The organism is Kitasatospora sp. NPDC028055 (assembly GCF_040637885.1).
In the GTDB taxonomy this organism is placed as follows: domain Bacteria; phylum Actinomycetota; class Actinomycetes; order Streptomycetales; family Streptomycetaceae; genus Kitasatospora.
The window spans coordinates 54,410-69,154 of record NZ_JBEZXE010000031.1; the positions used below are offsets into that span (position 1 = coordinate 54,410).

The 14,745-nt window shown below is 73.3% G+C and carries 13 protein-coding genes; 1 reads left to right on the forward strand and 12 read right to left on the reverse strand.

All coding sequences use genetic code 11. The features are described 5' to 3' along the window. Positions 1-46: 46 nt before the first annotated feature. Entirely contained in the window at positions 47-265 is a 219-nt protein-coding gene (locus tag AB0F71_RS26500) for an I78 family peptidase inhibitor (protein WP_360238785.1), read from the reverse strand. Between the two features lie 77 nt (positions 266-342). On the opposite strand from AB0F71_RS26500, the gene AB0F71_RS26505 reads away from it, so the two are divergent. Next, positions 343-615 carry a DUF6343 family protein gene (locus AB0F71_RS26505; protein WP_360238787.1) on the forward strand — a complete coding sequence of 91 codons (273 nt, stop codon included), beginning with the start codon at positions 343-345 and terminating at the stop codon, positions 613-615. Between the two features lie 104 nt (positions 616-719). Here the strand turns inward: AB0F71_RS26505 and AB0F71_RS26510 are convergent, their stop codons facing one another. The 11 genes from AB0F71_RS26510 to AB0F71_RS26560 all read right to left on the reverse strand — a co-directional run bounded on the left by AB0F71_RS26510 (position 720) and on the right by AB0F71_RS26560 (position 14,721). Further along, positions 720-2,120 carry an aspartate aminotransferase family protein gene (locus AB0F71_RS26510; RefSeq protein ID WP_360238789.1) on the reverse strand — a complete coding sequence of 467 codons (1,401 nt, stop codon included), beginning with the start codon at positions 2,118-2,120 and terminating at the stop codon, positions 720-722. After that, positions 2,110-4,020 (reverse strand): 1-deoxy-D-xylulose-5-phosphate synthase, encoded by a 1,911-nt coding sequence (gene dxs / locus AB0F71_RS26515; RefSeq protein WP_360238791.1) that lies wholly within the window; start codon positions 4,018-4,020, stop codon positions 2,110-2,112. Before dxs ends, AB0F71_RS26510 begins: the two co-directional genes overlap by 11 nt. Before the next feature lie 137 nt (positions 4,021-4,157). After that, complete coding sequence (gene hpnH, locus AB0F71_RS26520; protein WP_360238793.1) at positions 4,158-5,186, reverse strand: adenosyl-hopene transferase HpnH; 1,029 nt, start codon at positions 5,184-5,186, stop codon at positions 4,158-4,160. Positions 5,187-5,188: 2 nt separating this feature from the next. Further along, positions 5,189-5,869, reverse strand: coding sequence for a 1-hydroxy-2-methyl-2-butenyl 4-diphosphate reductase (locus tag AB0F71_RS26525; protein ID WP_360238795.1), 681 nt, complete (start codon positions 5,867-5,869; stop codon positions 5,189-5,191). Continuing rightward, positions 5,866-7,788, reverse strand: a complete 1,923-nt coding sequence (gene shc / locus AB0F71_RS26530) for a squalene--hopene cyclase (protein WP_360238870.1) — start codon at positions 7,786-7,788, stop codon at positions 5,866-5,868. Before shc ends, AB0F71_RS26525 begins: the two co-directional genes overlap by 4 nt. Positions 7,789-7,954: 166 nt before the next feature. Then, positions 7,955-9,025, reverse strand: a complete 1,071-nt coding sequence (locus AB0F71_RS26535; protein WP_360238872.1) for a polyprenyl synthetase family protein — start codon at positions 9,023-9,025, stop codon at positions 7,955-7,957. A 209-nt stretch (positions 9,026-9,234) separates the two neighbouring features. Then, positions 9,235-10,677 carry a hydroxysqualene dehydroxylase HpnE gene (gene hpnE / locus AB0F71_RS26540; RefSeq protein ID WP_360238797.1) on the reverse strand — a complete coding sequence of 481 codons (1,443 nt, stop codon included), beginning with the start codon at positions 10,675-10,677 and terminating at the stop codon, positions 9,235-9,237. A gap of 154 nt (positions 10,678-10,831) precedes the next feature. Further along, entirely contained in the window at positions 10,832-11,689 is an 858-nt protein-coding gene (gene hpnD / locus AB0F71_RS26545; RefSeq protein WP_360238874.1) for a presqualene diphosphate synthase HpnD, read from the reverse strand. Positions 11,690-11,730: 41 nt separating this feature from the next. After that, positions 11,731-12,678, reverse strand: coding sequence for a squalene synthase HpnC (gene hpnC, locus AB0F71_RS26550; RefSeq protein WP_360238799.1), 948 nt, complete (start codon positions 12,676-12,678; stop codon positions 11,731-11,733). Positions 12,679-12,977: 299 nt separating this feature from the next. Beyond that, positions 12,978-13,787, reverse strand: coding sequence for an ABC transporter ATP-binding protein (locus tag AB0F71_RS26555; RefSeq protein WP_360238801.1), 810 nt, complete (start codon positions 13,785-13,787; stop codon positions 12,978-12,980). After that, a complete protein-coding gene (locus AB0F71_RS26560) occupies positions 13,780-14,721 on the reverse strand; it encodes an ABC transporter permease (protein ID WP_360238803.1) in 942 nt (313 codons plus the stop codon). Before AB0F71_RS26560 ends, AB0F71_RS26555 begins: the two co-directional genes overlap by 8 nt. Positions 14,722-14,745: the final 24 nt, after the last annotated feature.

The window sequence follows — 14,745 nt, forward strand, 5'->3', positions numbered from 1 at the left end:
CGGCTCCGTCACCCCCCGCCGGCTCCGCCCGCGCCGCGAGCGGACGCTACCCCTCCCAGCTGCGCTCGACCACACCGTCCCGCACCGCGAGGTTCAGCCGCCCCTCCCGGTACTCCATGGTCATCAGCTGCCCCGGCTCCAGCACCCGCACCGAGGCCCAGCCGTGCCGCCGGGCCAGCTCCCGGGCCCGCTCGATCCGCAGCCCCGCGTAGCCCTCGGCGTCCTCCCCCGTCGTGCCCGCCCCCACGGCGTCCGAACCCGTCACAGCGCCTCCCCGGCTCTCCCCCTCGGACGTACGCTGGAATGGTAGCCCCCACCCGCGCGGCCCGGAGGTGAACGCCCATGCGTGCCACGACGCCGCGACGGTGGCGCAGCGGCACCGCGCCGGCCACCGCCCGCAGCGACCTCAAGCTCCGCTACCTGCTGTCGCTGACCTTCACCCCGCTGTTCGCCCTGGGGACGGCCGGCTTCGCGTTCTGGGCGGCCTCCTCCCCGGTGGACGGCGCCCCCAGCCGGGGCACCCTGACCGGCTTCGCCATCGCCCTCGGGCTGATCACCCTGTTCGCCGTCGTCGATCTCGTCGTGGTCGTCCGGCGCCGCCGGACCGAGCTCTGACGCGGTGTCTCCCACGGAGTGGGAAGTCGGCCCGGCCGACTTCCCACTCCGCGCGACTTCCCACTCCGCGCCGCACTACCTGTTGCCGAGCACTCCGCGCCGCACTACCTGTTGCCGACCGCCTGCTTCACCAGCGTCCGGCCGAAGTCCCACATCAGGCCGTTCCCCCGGTGGGCCTCGTCCATGATCTCGGTGAACGCGTCGACGAACCGGTCCACGTCCCGGTCGGTGATGATCAGCGGCGGGATCAGCTTGATCACTTCCAGATGGTCCCCGGACACCTGGGTCAGGATCCGGTGGCGCTGCAGCAGCGGGACGACCACCATCTGCGCGAACAGCCCCTTGCGCGCCGCCTGGAGGGCCGTCCACCCGGTACGCAGCTTCAACGACCTGGGCCGGCCGAACTCGATGCCGATCATCAGCCCCCGGCCACGCACCTCGGCGAGCAGCTCGTACCGGTCGATCAGCGCCGTCAGCCGCTCGCGGAACCGGTCGCCGACCTGCCGGGCGTTCTCCACCACCTTCTCCTCGCGCATCACCTCCAGGGTCGCCAGCCCGGCCGCCATCGCCTGGGCGTTGGACCCGAAGCTCGCCGAGTGCACCAGCACCCGGTCCATCGAGGAGTACACCTTCTCGAAGATCCAGCTCTTGCCGAGCGTGGCCCCGACCGGCACGTACCCGCCGGAGAGCGCCTTGGCCGCGCACACCAGGTCCGGCAGCACGCCCTCCTCGTGCTGGTAAGCGAAGAACTCGCCGGTGCGGCCGATCCCGGTCTGCACCTCGTCGCAGATCAGCAGCGCCTTGTGCTCGTGCAGCAGCGCCTGGGCCGCCCGCAGCCAGCCGGGCGGCGGCGCCTGGACGCCCTTGCCCTGGATCGGCTCGACGATCAGCGCCGCGACGTCCCCGCGCTTCAACTCCTTGGCCAGCGCCCCGATGTCGCCGAGCGGGATGGCGGTGTCCGGCAGCAGCGGGTCGAAGCCCTTGCGGAAGCCGCTCTCCCCGTTGACGGACAGCGAGCCGGTGGTCAGCCCGTGGAAGGCGTGGTCGGCGTAGAGGACGCGCCGGCGGCCGGTGGCGTACCGGGCGAACTTCAACGCGGTCTCCACCGCCTCGGTGCCGCTGTTGCCGAAGAACACCCGGTCCAGTCCGGGCGCGTACGAGAGCAGCCGCTCGGCCAGCAGCCCGGGCAACGGCGAGCAGTCGAAGCGGACCAGGTCCGGCAGGTCCAGGTCCATCACCTGCTGGACCGCCGAACGCACCGCCGGATGGTGCCGGCCGAGCGCGAAGATGCCGAAGCCGGCCAGCATGTCGAGGTACTCGTTGCCCTCGGCGTCGTAGAAGTACTGGCCCTGCGCGCGCTCGTAGTACTTGTCGAAGCCGATCGTGCGGAGCATCCGCGGCAGCTGCGGGTTGAGGTGGCGGCTGTGCAACTCGTAACGCTCACCGCCGCGTTCGGCGAGGAGGGCGGCGAGGTCGAAGGCGGGGCGGTCGGGGTCAGCCGGCATGGCGCGGGTTCGCTCCTCGGGTCGGTAGCAGGTTCTTGGCGAAGACGGCGGTCTGGGCCGCGACCCCGGTGCCGGTCAGGCCGGTCTCCTCCAGGATCTCGCCGCGGGCGGCGTGGCCGAGGAACTCCTGCGGCAGGCCGAGCACCCGCACCGGGACGTCCACGTCGGCGTCGCGCAGCGCCTGGGCGACGGCCGAACCGACGCCGCCGGTGCGGCCGCCGTCCTCGACGGTGACCACCAGGCGGTGGGCGGCGGCGAGGCCGGCCAGGGCCGGGTCGACCGGCTTGACCCAGCGCGGGTCGACCACGGTCGCGGTGAAGCCCTCGGCGAGCAGCAGCCGGGCGGCGTCCAGGCAGGCGGAGGCGGTGACGCCGACGGCCACCAGCAGGATCTCCGGTGCCGGCCCGGTGCGCAGCAGCACGTCCGTCCCGCCGATCCGTTCGACCGCCTCGACGACCGGCCCGACGTTGCCCTTGGGGAAGCGGACCACGGTCGGCGCGTCCTCGACCTCGACGGCCTCCCGCAGCTGGGCCCGCAGCTGCTCGGCGTCGCGCGGCGCGGCCAGCCGCAGCCCGGGGACGACCTGGAGCACCGACAGGTCCCACATGCCGTTGTGCGAGGCGCCGTCCGAACCGGTGACCCCGGAGCGGTCGAGCACGAAGGTGACACCCAGCCGGTGCAGTGCGACGTCCATCAGGACCTGGTCGAAGGCCCGGTTCAGGAAGGTCGCGTAGACCGCCACCACCGGGTGCAGCCCGCCGGTGGCCAGCCCCGCCGCGCTGGTCACGGCGTGCTGCTCGGCGATCCCGACGTCGAAGGTCCGGTCCGGGTACGCCTTGGCGAACGGCGCCAGCCCGACCGGCTGGAGCATCGCCGCGGTGATCGCCACCAGGTCGGGCCGCTCGGCGCCGAGCGCGAGCAGTTCCTCGCCGAACACCGAGGTCCAGGAGACCCCGGCGCTGGGCGAGATCGGCAGGCAGGTGTACGGGTCGATCGGGTTGACGGCGTGGAAGCGGTCCGCCTCGTCCTGTTCGGCGGGCCGGTAGCCGCGCCCCTTGACGGTCAGGCAGTGCACGATCACCGGGCCGCCGAAGTTCCGGGCCTGCCGCAGCGCCTGCTCGACCGCGCCCAGGTCGTGGCCGTCGATCGGACCGAGGTACTTGAGCCCGAGGTCCTCGAACATGCCCTGCGGGGCGAAGGCGTCCTTGAAGCCCTTCTTGGCGCCGTGCAGCGCGTCGAAGATCGGCTGGCCGACCAGCGGGGTGCGCTGCAGTGCCTCCTTGCCGAGCGCGAGGAAGCGCTCGTAGCCCTGGGTGGTGCGCAGGGTGGCCAGGTGGTGGGCCAGTCCGCCGACGGTCCTGGCGTAGGAGCGCTCGTTGTCGTTGACGACGATGACCAGCGGCCGGTCGCGGGCCTCGGCGATGTTGTTCAGCGCCTCCCAGGCGAGCCCGCCGGTGAGCGCGCCGTCGCCGATCACCGCGACGGTGTGCCGGTCGTGCTGGCAGAGCAGCTGGGCGGCCTTGGCGAGCCCGTCGGCGTAGGAGAGCGCGGTGGAGGCGTGCGAGTTCTCCACCAGGTCGTGCTCGGACTCGGCCCGGGACGGGTAGCCGGACAGGCCGCCCTTCATCCGCAGCCTGGAGAAGTCCTGCCGGCCGGTGAGCAGCTTGTGGACGTAGCTCTGGTGGCCGGTGTCGAAGACGATCCGGTCGTAGGGCGAGTCGAAGACCCGGTGCAGCGCGATGGTCAGCTCCACCACGCCGAGGTTGGGCCCGAGGTGGCCGCCGGTGCGGGTGACGGCGTCGATCAGGAAGTCTCGGATCTCGTCGGCGAGCAGCGGCAGTTCGGCGGCCGGGAGCTTGCGCAGCTCGGCCGGGGACGTGACGCGGGAGAGCAGTGACATGGGTACACCTCACGACTCGGAGCGGTGCGGTGGTGCCTCCGCCCACCGGGGGCGGGGCCGGCCCGGGCACGACGGCCCGGGCCGGACGGGAGCTCAGGACGCGGGACGGCTGCGGTGCCGGGCGGCCCGGCCCGGGTTCAGCGCCCCCGGTTGGAGCTGACGGTCTCGGTGATGGCGCGCAGCGACTGCTGGAGCGAGCCCATGGTGGCCAGGACGGCGGTCGGCTCGTAGCCGCAGTGGGCCATGCAGTTCTCGCAGCGCGGGTCCTTGCCGCGCCCGTACTTGCTCCAGTCGGTCTTCTCCACCAGCTCGCGGTAGGTGGGCACGTAGCCGTCGGCCATCAGGTAGCAGGGCCGCTGCCAGCCGAACAGCGAGTAGTTGGGGATGCCCCAGGGGGTGCACTCGAAGTCGGCCTTGCCCTCCAGGAAGTCCAGGAAGAGCGGGCTGTGGTTGAGGCGCCACCGCTTGCGGTTGCCGCCGGCGAAGGCTTTGCGGAAGAGCTCCCTGGTCTGCTCGACGCCGAGGAAGTGCTCCTGGTCGGGGGCCTTCTCGTAGGCGTAGGCCGGGGAGATCATCATCTCGTCGACCTTGAGCTCGTCGTTCAGGAAGTCCAGGACGTCGATGACGGTCTGCGGGGTGTCGGTGTTGAAGAAGGTGCTGTTGGTGGTGACCCGGAAGCCGCGCCGCTTGGCCTCCTTGATCGCCGCCACTGCCTCGTCGAAGGTGCCCTCCTTGGCCACCGACTCGTCGTGCCGCTCGCGCAGCCCGTCGATGTGCACGGCGAAGGTGAAGTACGGCGAGGGCTTGAACTTGTCCATCTTCTTGCGCATCAGCAGCGCGTTGGTGCAGAGGAAGACGTACTTGCGGCGCTCCACCAGCTGTCGGACGATCTCGTCGATCTGCGGGTGCATCAGCGGCTCACCGCCGGCGATCGAGACCATCGGGGCACCCGACTCCAGGACCGCGCCGACCGCCTGGGCGACCGGCATCCGCTGCTTGAGCACGCCCGCCGGGTGCTGGATCTTGCCGCAGCCCTCGCAGGCGAGGTTGCAGGCGAACAGCGGTTCCAGCTCGACGATCAGCGGGAACTTGTCCCTTCGCTTGAGCAGCTTCTGCTGCATCAGGTAGGTGCCGACCCGCACGGTCTGGCGCAACGGCATGGCCATGGCTAGCTCGCCTCCTGGGGGAGCGTCGAGGATGTGGGGTGGTTCAGGACTGCGGAGCGGGTGTCGAGCTCCTGCCGGTACCAGTCGACCAGGGCGGGTACCGTCGCCCGCAGGGTCCGCCAGGCGCGCACCCCGGCCGGGAGCGTGCCCGGCCGCAGCAGCTCGTGCTCGGGGGTGTCCACCACCACCCGCAGCACGGCCACCGGCAGCGCCGGGCGCACCTCCCGCAGTGCGGCCAGCACGGCGGCGGCTTCCATGTCGACGGCGAGCGCCCCCTGGACGTGCAGGGCGCGCCGCTCGATGCCGCGCACCACGTGGTCGGCGGTGTGGTGCACCCCGGTGTGCGCGGTCAGGCCGTGTTCCTTGAGCGCCCGGGCCAGCTCCGGCCCGGAGTCGACCGGGTAGAGGTGGCCCTCGGCGTCGCGCACGCCGTCCGCGGCCACCACGTCGCCCGGCGCCACGCCCGGCCCGACCGCGGCACCGAAGCCGGCCACCACGACCGCGCCGTAGCCGCCCGGCGCGGAGCCGAGCAGTCGCCGCACGGCCGTCCCGGCGCGCCGCCGGCCGACCCCGGTGCGCACCAGCGCCGGGGGCCCGCCGGCCGAGCCGCGCCAGTCGCCGCCGCGCAGGGCCCACACCTCGGGGCCCAGCGCGCAGAGCACCAGCAGCGGGGCGGTGGTCACCGGTTCGCCCCGATCGCCGGCGTGCCGCCCGGCCGCACCATCCCGGGGCTGCCGTTGAGGTAGCGGCCGAGCGCGGTGACCGGGAAGACCAGCCGGTACAGGTGGTAGTTGATGGAGAAGTCCCACGGGAAGCCGGTGCCGGTGAACTGCGGCTCGTCCCAGGTGCCCTCGGGCAGCTGGGTGCGCACCAGCCACTCGACCCCGCGCTCCACCGCCGGGTTGGCCCGGCCCTGCGGGCCCTCGCCCGCCGCGAGGAGCGCCATCAGCGCCCACGCGGTCTGCGAGGCGGTGGAGTCGCCGCGCCCGGCCCAGCGCGCCGGGTCGTCGTAGGAGCGCATGTCCTCGCCCCAGCCGCCGTCGGCGTTCTGCCGGTCCTCCAGCCAGCGCACCGCCCGGCGGATCGCCGGGTGCTCGTCCGGGACGCCGGCCGCGACCAGGGCGGGCAGCACCGAGCCGGTGCCGTAGATGTAGTTGGTGCCCCAGCGGCCGAACCAGGAGCCGTCCGCCTCCTGGTCACGCAGCAGCCACTCGATGCCCCGGCGGGTGCGCGGGTCCCGGGCCCGGCCGGTCTCGGCGAGCATCTCCACCACGTGGGCGGTGACGTCCGCGGACGGCGGGTCGACCACCTCGCCGAAGTCGCAGAACGGCAGCTTGTTCGGCAGCAGACTGGTGTTGTCGACGTCGAAGGCGCCCCAGGCACCGTTCTTGGACTGCATGCCGAGGTTCCACAGCACGCCCCGTTCCACCGCCGCGTCGACCTTGGCCTGGTCGGGGTGGGCGACCCGGCGCAGCGCCAGCACCACCTCGGCGGTGTCGTCGATGTCGGGGTAGGTGTCGTTCTCGAACTCGAAGGCCCAGCCGCCGGCCGGCAGGGTGGGCCGCTGGACGGACCAGTCGCCGCGCTTGCGGATCTCCTCGCCGAGCATCCAGTCGACGGCGGAGACCAGTGCCGGGTGGTCGGCCGGCACCCCGGCGTCGACCAGCGCGATGGTGGCCAGGCAGGTGTCCCAGACCGGGGACTGGCAGGCCTCCATCCAGCGCATGCCGTCCTCGGTGTGCACGGTGAAGCGGTCGAAGGAGGAGAGCCCGGCCTTCATCACCGGGTGCTCCAGTTCGTAGCCCTCCAGGTGCAGGGCGATCAGCGAGTAGACGGCGGGCGGCTGGATGCCGCCCCAGCAGCCGTCGGCCTCCTGCCGTTCGACGATCCAGCGGCAGGCCTGGGCGACGGCGAGCCGTCGCAGCGGCCGGAAGGCCCGGCGGTGGTAGGCGTGCAGCAGCTTGTCGAGGCGCGCGAACAGGCCGTCCCAGCTGGTGGCGGGGGCGAGCGGCCGCTCGGGGTACGGGTGGTCCGGGTCGGTGTGCAGCTCGGTGATCGCGAAGGGGGCCGGACGGACCGGGCGGTGCGAGGAGACCACGGTCAGCGGGACGATGGTCTGCCGGGCCCAGCAGCCGAAGGCGTAGATGTTCAGCGGCAGCCACTTGGGCAGGAAGATGATCTCGGGCGGCATCTCGGGCAGCCGGTCCCAGGGCCACCAGCCGAAGAGCGCGAGCCAGATCCGGGTGAACACCCGGGCGGCCGCGATGCCCCCGGCGGAGCGGACGTAGCGCGCGGCGGCCAGCATGTGCGGGGCCTCCGGGTCGTCGCCGGCGAGCTTGAGGGCGACGTAGGCCTCGACGGTGGTGGAGAGTTCGGGCGGTCCGCCGTGGAAGGTGGCCCAGGTGCCGTCCTCCCGCTGCTGGGAGCGGATCCACTCGGCGGTGGCCCGGGTCTGCTCCTCCGTCCTGATGCCCAGGAACTGGCGGAGCAGCAGGTCCTCGGCGTCCATGGTGACGTTGGTCTCCAGGTCGCCCTTCCACCAGCCCTCGGAGGACTGCAGCGAGAGCAGGTGGGTGGTGGCGCGCGCGAGGGCCTCGCGCACGTCGCCGGGCTGCCGGTCCGCCTCACCGGCCGGCCGGGGCCGGTCGGTGTCCTCGGGCTGCCACCGCCCCGCACCCAGCAGGGTCGGGGGGCGGTCGCCCACCGCGACCGGCTCGGAATCGTACTCAGGGTCGAGCCGGCCGTCCGCGGTTGCTGTCAACGTAACGTCACCTCTCTCGTACCACCACGAATTCGGCGAGTGCGACGAAGTGCTCGCGCACCTCGTCGGACATGGGCACCTCGTCCAGGGCGGCGAGGGCAGTCGTGTGCTGGCGGCGGGCCTCCTCCTGGGTCCAGGCCCGGCCGCCGGCCGCCTCGATCAGCGCGGCCCGGGCGGCGAGCTCGGGCTCGCCCTCCTCGCCCCGGCCCTTCGGGTCCGCGAGCTGCTCGGCCAGCCGGCGCGAGGCGGCGCCGCCCTCGGCGAGCGCGGCGGCGACCGGCAGCGACTTCTTGCGCTGGCGCAGGTCGCCCCAGTGCGGCTTGCCGGTGACCTCGGTCGCGCCCCAGATGCCGAGCAGGTCGTCCACCGCCTGGAAGGCCAGGCCCAGGTGGTAGCCGTAGCGCTGGAGGGCGTCGGAGACCTCGTCGTCGGCCCCGGCCAGGACGGCGCCGATCGCCGAGGCGGCGGCCAGCAGGGCCGCCGTCTTGCCGCCCTCCATCTCCAGGCACTCGGCGACGGTGACGCTGTCGCGCTGCTCGAAGGCGACGTCCATGGCCTGGCCGTCGATCAGTCTGCGGGTCGCGGTGGTGAGCAGCCGGACGGCGCGCGCGGCGTCGGCGGGGCTCGCGCCGCCGGTCACCCCGGCGTCGAGCAGCACCTCCGTGCCGAGCGTCGCCAGGGCGTCGCCGACCAGGATCGCCTGGGCCGGGCCGAAGACCGTCCAGGCGGTGGCCCGGTGCCGCCGGGTCTCGTCACCGTCCATCAGATCATCATGGAGCAGGGAGAAGTTGTGCACCAGTTCAACGGCCACTCCGCCGGGCACCCCGACCTCGGGCGCCGCACCGGCCGCCCGGGCGGACAGCAGGGCCAGCGCGGGGCGCACGGCCTTGCCGCCGTCGCCCTCCACCGGGGTGCCGTCCCGGTCGATCCAGCCGAAGTGGTAGGCGGCGACGGTGTCCATCGGTGCGGCCAGACGGGCGACGGTGGCCCGGAGCGGCGGGGCGCAGAGCGTCCGGCTGCGGGCCAGCAGCTCCGGCACCGAGACCGGTTCGGCGTGCGCCGTGCCTCCGACGGCGATGCCGGTGCGTGACTCCACGTGCGTTCCCTCTCCCTCGTGGTGCCGGACCGCACGGGGCGGCCGGGTACTGTCGGTGCGGCTGGTGTCGAAGCTGGCGGTGTCGAGGCGGGCGGTGCCGCGGCGATCGGTGTCGGTGCGGCCGATGGAGCCGATGGGGCCGACGGTACGCCCGTCGGCTCTGGCGGGCTCTCCGGCGGCGGGCCCCGCCGTCACCTGGGCCACCGCCCGTCGCCCCGGTCCACCGGCACCCTGGCACCGGCCGCGGCGAGCACCGCGTCCGCGGCGGCGTGGCCGCTGCGCACCGCGCCCTCCATGGTCGCGGGCCAGCCGGTGGCGGTCCACGCACCCGCCAGCAGCAGGCCGGGGACGCCGGTCACGGCCCCGGGCCGCAGCGCGGCACTGCCGGGCGCCCCGTCGAAGGTCGCGGTGCGCTCCCGGGTGACGAAGAAGTCCAGCACCTCGGCGTCGGCGGCGGCCGGCAGCAGCCGGGCCAGCTCGGGCAGGTAGCGGTCGCGCAGTTCGGCGACCGGCAGGTCGATCTCGTCCTGGACGGCCGACTGGGACAGCGCCAGGTACTGGGCGCCGGGGTGGGCGCGTCCGATCGGGGTCCCGGCCAGGCCGGAGTGGGTGGTGCGGTCGAAGACCCACTGGACCGGGCTGTCGAGCGCGGCGAAGAACGGCCGGCGCAGCACCTTGCGGTCGTAGACCACGTGCACGTTGAGGATCGGCGTGGTGCCGAGGTCCTCCAGCCGGTGGGGGACGGCGCCCGGCGGCAGCAGGGCGGCGGCGGTGTCCTGGGCGCCGGCCAGCACCACGGTGTCGGCGGTGAGAAGCTCGCCGTCCCCCGGTCGGCCGCCCTCCAGCCGGAGGGCGTGCTGGGGCGCGGCCGGCTTGAGCTCCGCGACGCGGGCGCGCAGCAGCACCCGCACGCCGGCGCGTTCCAGCTCCGCGAGCGCCCGGTCGTGGTGGATCACGCCGAGCGGGACGGCGGCGATGCCGATGTCGGACGCCCCCGGGTCGGAGAGCAGCCCGGTCTTGAAGACCATCGCGGCGAGCGCCAGGGACACCTGGTCGGCCCGGGCGTTCAGGGTGGCGACGCCGACCAGGTCCCAGAGCGCGGCCGTGGTGGCGGCGTTCTGCCCGTTGCGGCGCAGCCACTCGCCGAAGGAGAGCCCGTCCAGCGCCGGGTCGGCGAGGTCCAGGCCCTTGAGGGCGAGCGCGCCGCGGACCACCCGGGCGCGGTCGGCCGGGGACAGGTGCGGGTAGCGGGCGAGGCTGCCGGCCAGGTGCAGCGGGACGGGCAGACCGGCCCGCCGCAGTCGGCCGAGGGTGCGCACCGGGGCCCCGGCGGGGCCGGTGACGGAGAGCACCGGGACGTCCAGCCGGTCCTGGAGGTGGGTCATCCGGGTGGCGCCCAGGCGCTCCAGCAGCCCGCGGTAGGCGGTGCAGCAGCGCAGGAAGACGTGCTGGCCGTTGTCGACGGTCAGGTCGCCGCGCTGGAAGGAGAAGGCCAGGCCGCCGAGCCGGGGACGCCCTTCGGCGAGGGTGACCCGGTGGCCGGCCTCGGCCAGCCGCAGGGCGGTGGTGATCCCGGCCAGGCCGCCGCCGACCACGACGGCAGCCGGGCGCGCGGCATCGGCTCGCCCGGTCATCGGCCCTCCCCCTCGCAGTCGCCGGACCGCCCGGCGACGGTCGCTGTCGCCGGCGCGCTCACGGCCGGCACCGTCGTGGACGGCACCGTGGTCAACACGGCGCCACCCTGATGTGATTCCTCGCTGACACAGCGTGACAGAACCGTGGCGAGAATCAAGAACGCCCCCCGGCGAGCCCGGAAAGCGCCACGTACGCCTTCTCCCAGCCCGGGAGCGACACCCGGCCGCGCAGCACCGACTCCGGATCGGCGGCGATCCGGCCGAGCAGCCGGTGGTAGATCCCGGCCATCGCGGCGGTGCAGGCGCGGCTGCGGCGGTCGAGCAGGGGCAGCAGCCGCAGGCCCTCCTCGAAGGCGGCCTGGGCCCGGGCGGCCTCGAAGGCCACCAGCCCGGTGAAGTCGGCGCCGACCGGCGGCCTGGGCAGCGCGAAGCCCTGCTCGCAGCCGAACCGGACCAGGTCCTCGGTGGGCAGGTAGGTGCGGCCGGTCAGGGCGTCCTCGCGCAGGTCGCGCAGGATGTTGGTGAGCTGCAGGGCCAGGCCCAGGGTGTCCGCGTACTGCGCCCCGCGCTCCGGGTCCTCGCAGCCGTAGACGCCCAGCGAGAGCCGGCCGATGGCGCCGGCCACGCAGCGGCAGTAGACCTTGAGCTCCTCGTAGGTCTGGTACTCGGCGCCCTTGAGGTCCATCTCCACGCCGTCGATCAGCTCGTCGAAGCCGCCGAGCGGGATCGGGAAGCGCCGGGCCGCGTCGGCCAGGGCGACCTTGATCGGGTCGGTGTCGTCCTCGGCGACCGCCCCGGAGCGGACCTCGTCCACCAGCTCCCGGGTGCGCACCAGGGCCTCGGCCTTGCGGTCGGCCGGGAGGTCGCCGTCGCCGATGTCGTCCACCCGGCGGGCCAGCGCGTACAGGGCCGACATGGCCAGTCGCTTGGGCTCGGGCAGCAGGCGGATGCCGTAGCTGAAGTTGCGTGCCTGCAGTCCGGTGACTGCCTCGCAGTACCGGTACGCCGCCATGACCGGGGCCGACGCCAGTGGTGATGCCGCCACTCGGGCGTTCACCTTCCCTTCGCGAAGATGGCCGCCGCCTTCGCTGCGAGGCGGCGCTTGTCCGGCTTCGCCTGCCGGGCGAGCACGTCGTACCCGGCGTCCTCGACGGCCGCCAGGGCCGCGTAGCCGCCTGCGGTGAATCCCGCCAGGAGCAGTCGAAGCCTCCCCCGAACCGTACCTACCAATGGTGCGCCGCGGTCGAGCAGGGTGCGGGCCCGTTCGGCCTCGAAGGCGATCAGTTCCCGGACCGCACCGGTCGCGGTGGGCTCGGCGAGCTCCTCCTCGGTGACGCCGAAGCGTTCCAGGTCCTCGGCGGGGAGGTAGATCCGGCCGTGGGAGAGGTCCTCGGCCACGTCCTGGAGGTGTTCGACCAGCTGGAGCGCGGTGCAGACGGCGTCCGAGAGGGCGATCCGCTCGGGGGTGGAGACGCCCGCGATGGACAGCACCAGGCGGCCGACCGGGTCGGCGGAGAGCGTGCAGTAGCCGACCAGGTCGTCGTAGGTGGCGTAGCGGGCGGTGGTCTGGTCCACCCGGTTGGCCTCGATCAGACGGCGGAACGGCTCGGGCGTCAGGCCGTGCCGGTCGACCAGCGGGACGAGGGGGCCCAGCAGCGGGTGCCGGGGCGGCTCGGCGCCGGCGGGGCGCAGCGCGGTCTCGAACACCCGGTCGAGGTCGCGCTCCAGTCCGTCGAGCAGCGCGAGCCGGAAGGAGACCTCCGCCGGGCTCGGCGGGCCGGGCTGGGCCGAAGGAGTGACGGGGGGCCGCTGCTCGATCCCGAGCAGGGCCGCGGTGGCGGCCGGATCGGCCAGGTCGCCGTCGCCGGCGTCGTCGACCAGCCGGGCGAAGCCGTAGACCGTCATCAGGTCACCGCGCCAGGCCGCGGGCAGGAAGAAGGGGGCGACCGGGAAGTTCTCCGCACCCGCCTTCTCCAGGGTCTGTCCCGTGGAAGGGTTCACCGGCGTATCTCTGGGCTGGGCCGAAGCCGACACTGCAGTCACTCCCCCGTTCTACACCGCTCGGTACCACCGGTCCGACTCGGACACGCGTCCGAGCGCGGGCGTCACGCAAGGCACACCGCCCCCGCGCCCCCAGCCTGACACCACGCGCCGCGCCCGAGAAGAGCGCCCCGCCCGGCGCACTGTGGCGCTCACCCCCGCGGCGGCGGGCCACCCGGGGGAGCGGCGCACGCCGAAGGGCCGGCCCCGGAGTGTTCCGGGGCCGGCCCTTCGGTGCCGGGCGCTGCGGCGGCGGGGTGTTACGGGCGCTCGCCGCGCTCGTACCGGCCGACGACCTCCTCGGTCGGACCGTCCATGACCAGCTCGCCGGCCTCGATCCAGATGGTCCGCTCGCAGACCTCGCGGATCGAGTTGTTGTCGTGGCTGACCAGGAAGACCGTACCGGCCGAGCCGCGCAGCTCGTCGATGCGCTTCTTGCTGCGCTGCTGGAAGGCCTGGTCACCGGTGGCCAGCGCCTCGTCGATCAGCAGCACGTCGTGGGTCTTGGCGGCGGCGATCGAGAAGCGCAGCCGGGCGCCCATGCCGGAGGAGTAGGTGCGCATCGGCAGGGAGATGAAGTCGCCCTTGTCGTTGATCCCGGAGAACTCGACGATGTCCTGGTAGCGCGCCCGCACGTCGGCCGGGGACATCCCCATCGCCAGGCAGCCCAGGACGACGTTGCGCTCACCGGTGAGCTCGTTCATCAGGGCCGCGTTGACGCCCAGCAGCGAGGGCTGGCCGTTGGTGTAGATGCCGCCCTTCTCGGTCGGCAGCAGGCCCGCGATGGCGGCCAGCATGGTCGACTTGCCGGAGCCGTTGGAGCCGATCAGGCCGACCGCCTCGCCCTTGTACGCGGTGAAGCTGATGCCCTTGACCGCGTGCACCTCGCGCACCCCGGCGGCGCGCTTGCGGCTGATGATGCGGCTCAGCGCCGAGGTGGCGCTGCCCTTGCCGGAGCCGGCGCCGTGCACCCGGTAGACGATGTGCACGTCGTCGACGACGACGGTGGGCTCGCGGGCCACGCTCGTGGCCGGGACGGCGTCGCGCTTGCTCAGGTCGGTGTCAGCCACGGCCGTACTCCTCCTCGGCCTTCCAGAAGAAGACGTATCCGATGACGAACATCCCGACCGCCCAGGCGATGCCGTACGTCCACTGGTGCGGCGGCAGCGACTGGTGCGCGGGCTGGTGCTTGTTGTAGATGATCGGCGCGAAGGCGTGCCGGAGCAGGTCCATGTAGACCGAGGCCGGGTTGATGTTGCAGATCACCTGGATGTAGTGCGGCCACTTGTGGACCCGGTCCTGGATGCTGAACATCACGCCGGACAGGAACATCCAGGCCCGCATCACGAACGGGATCAGCTGGGAGATGTCACTGGTCTTGGCGCCGATCCGGGCGAAGATCAGCGAGACGCCGGTGTTGAACAGCGTCTGCAGGAGCAGCGCCGGGATGATCAGCAGCCAGGTCTTGCCCGGGGTGATGCCGGCGGCCAGCACGGTGACCACCAGCACGACCGTCGAGATCAGCAGCTGCTGGAGCTGGATCACGGTGAAGGCGATCGGCAGGCTGGCGCGCGGGAAGTGCAGGGCGCGGATCAGGCCGAGGTTGTCGGAGATCGCCCGGGTGCCGGACTGCACCGCGTTCTGGGTGAACTGGAAGATGAAGACGCCGATGCACAGCCAGGCGATGTAGGTGTGCGGCGGGAAGCCGTCCTTGTTCTCCAGGATGACGCCGAAGACCAGGTAGAACACGCCGCAGTTGAGCAGCGGGGTCACGACCTGCCACAGCTGGCCCAGCTTGGCGTCGGTGTACTGGGCCACCAGGCGGGCGGTGGCGAAGGCCCAGATGAAGTGGCGCCGGGCCCAGAGCTGCTTGGTGTAGGCGAGCAGCCCGGGCCGGGCACCGCTCACCGACAGGCCGTACTTGTCCGCAAGCTGCTTGGGGGTCAGGCCCGCGTCCGCCCCCCTCGGGGCTGAGAGGCTGACGGGTTCACTCACTGTCGACACATTCGTCCTTCGCGCGGGATCTGT

What these genes read in the sequence shown, in the direction of transcription:
- AB0F71_RS26505 (WP_360238787.1), top strand. Translation starts at nt 343, where the DNA reads ATGCGTGCCACGACGCCGCGACGGTGGCGCAGCGGCACCGCGCCGGCC.
- AB0F71_RS26510 (WP_360238789.1), bottom strand. Translation starts at nt 2,120, where the DNA reads ATGCCGGCTGACCCCGACCGCCCCGCCTTCGACCTCGCCGCCCTCCTC.
- dxs (WP_360238791.1), bottom strand. Translation starts at nt 4,020, where the DNA reads ATGTCACTGCTCTCCCGCGTCACGTCCCCGGCCGAGCTGCGCAAGCTC.
- hpnH (WP_360238793.1), bottom strand. Translation starts at nt 5,186, where the DNA reads ATGGCCATGCCGTTGCGCCAGACCGTGCGGGTCGGCACCTACCTGATG.
- hpnE (WP_360238797.1), bottom strand. Translation starts at nt 10,677, where the DNA reads ATGACCGGGCGAGCCGATGCCGCGCGCCCGGCTGCCGTCGTGGTCGGC.
- hpnD (WP_360238874.1), bottom strand. Translation starts at nt 11,689, where the DNA reads ATGGCGGCGTACCGGTACTGCGAGGCAGTCACCGGACTGCAGGCACGC.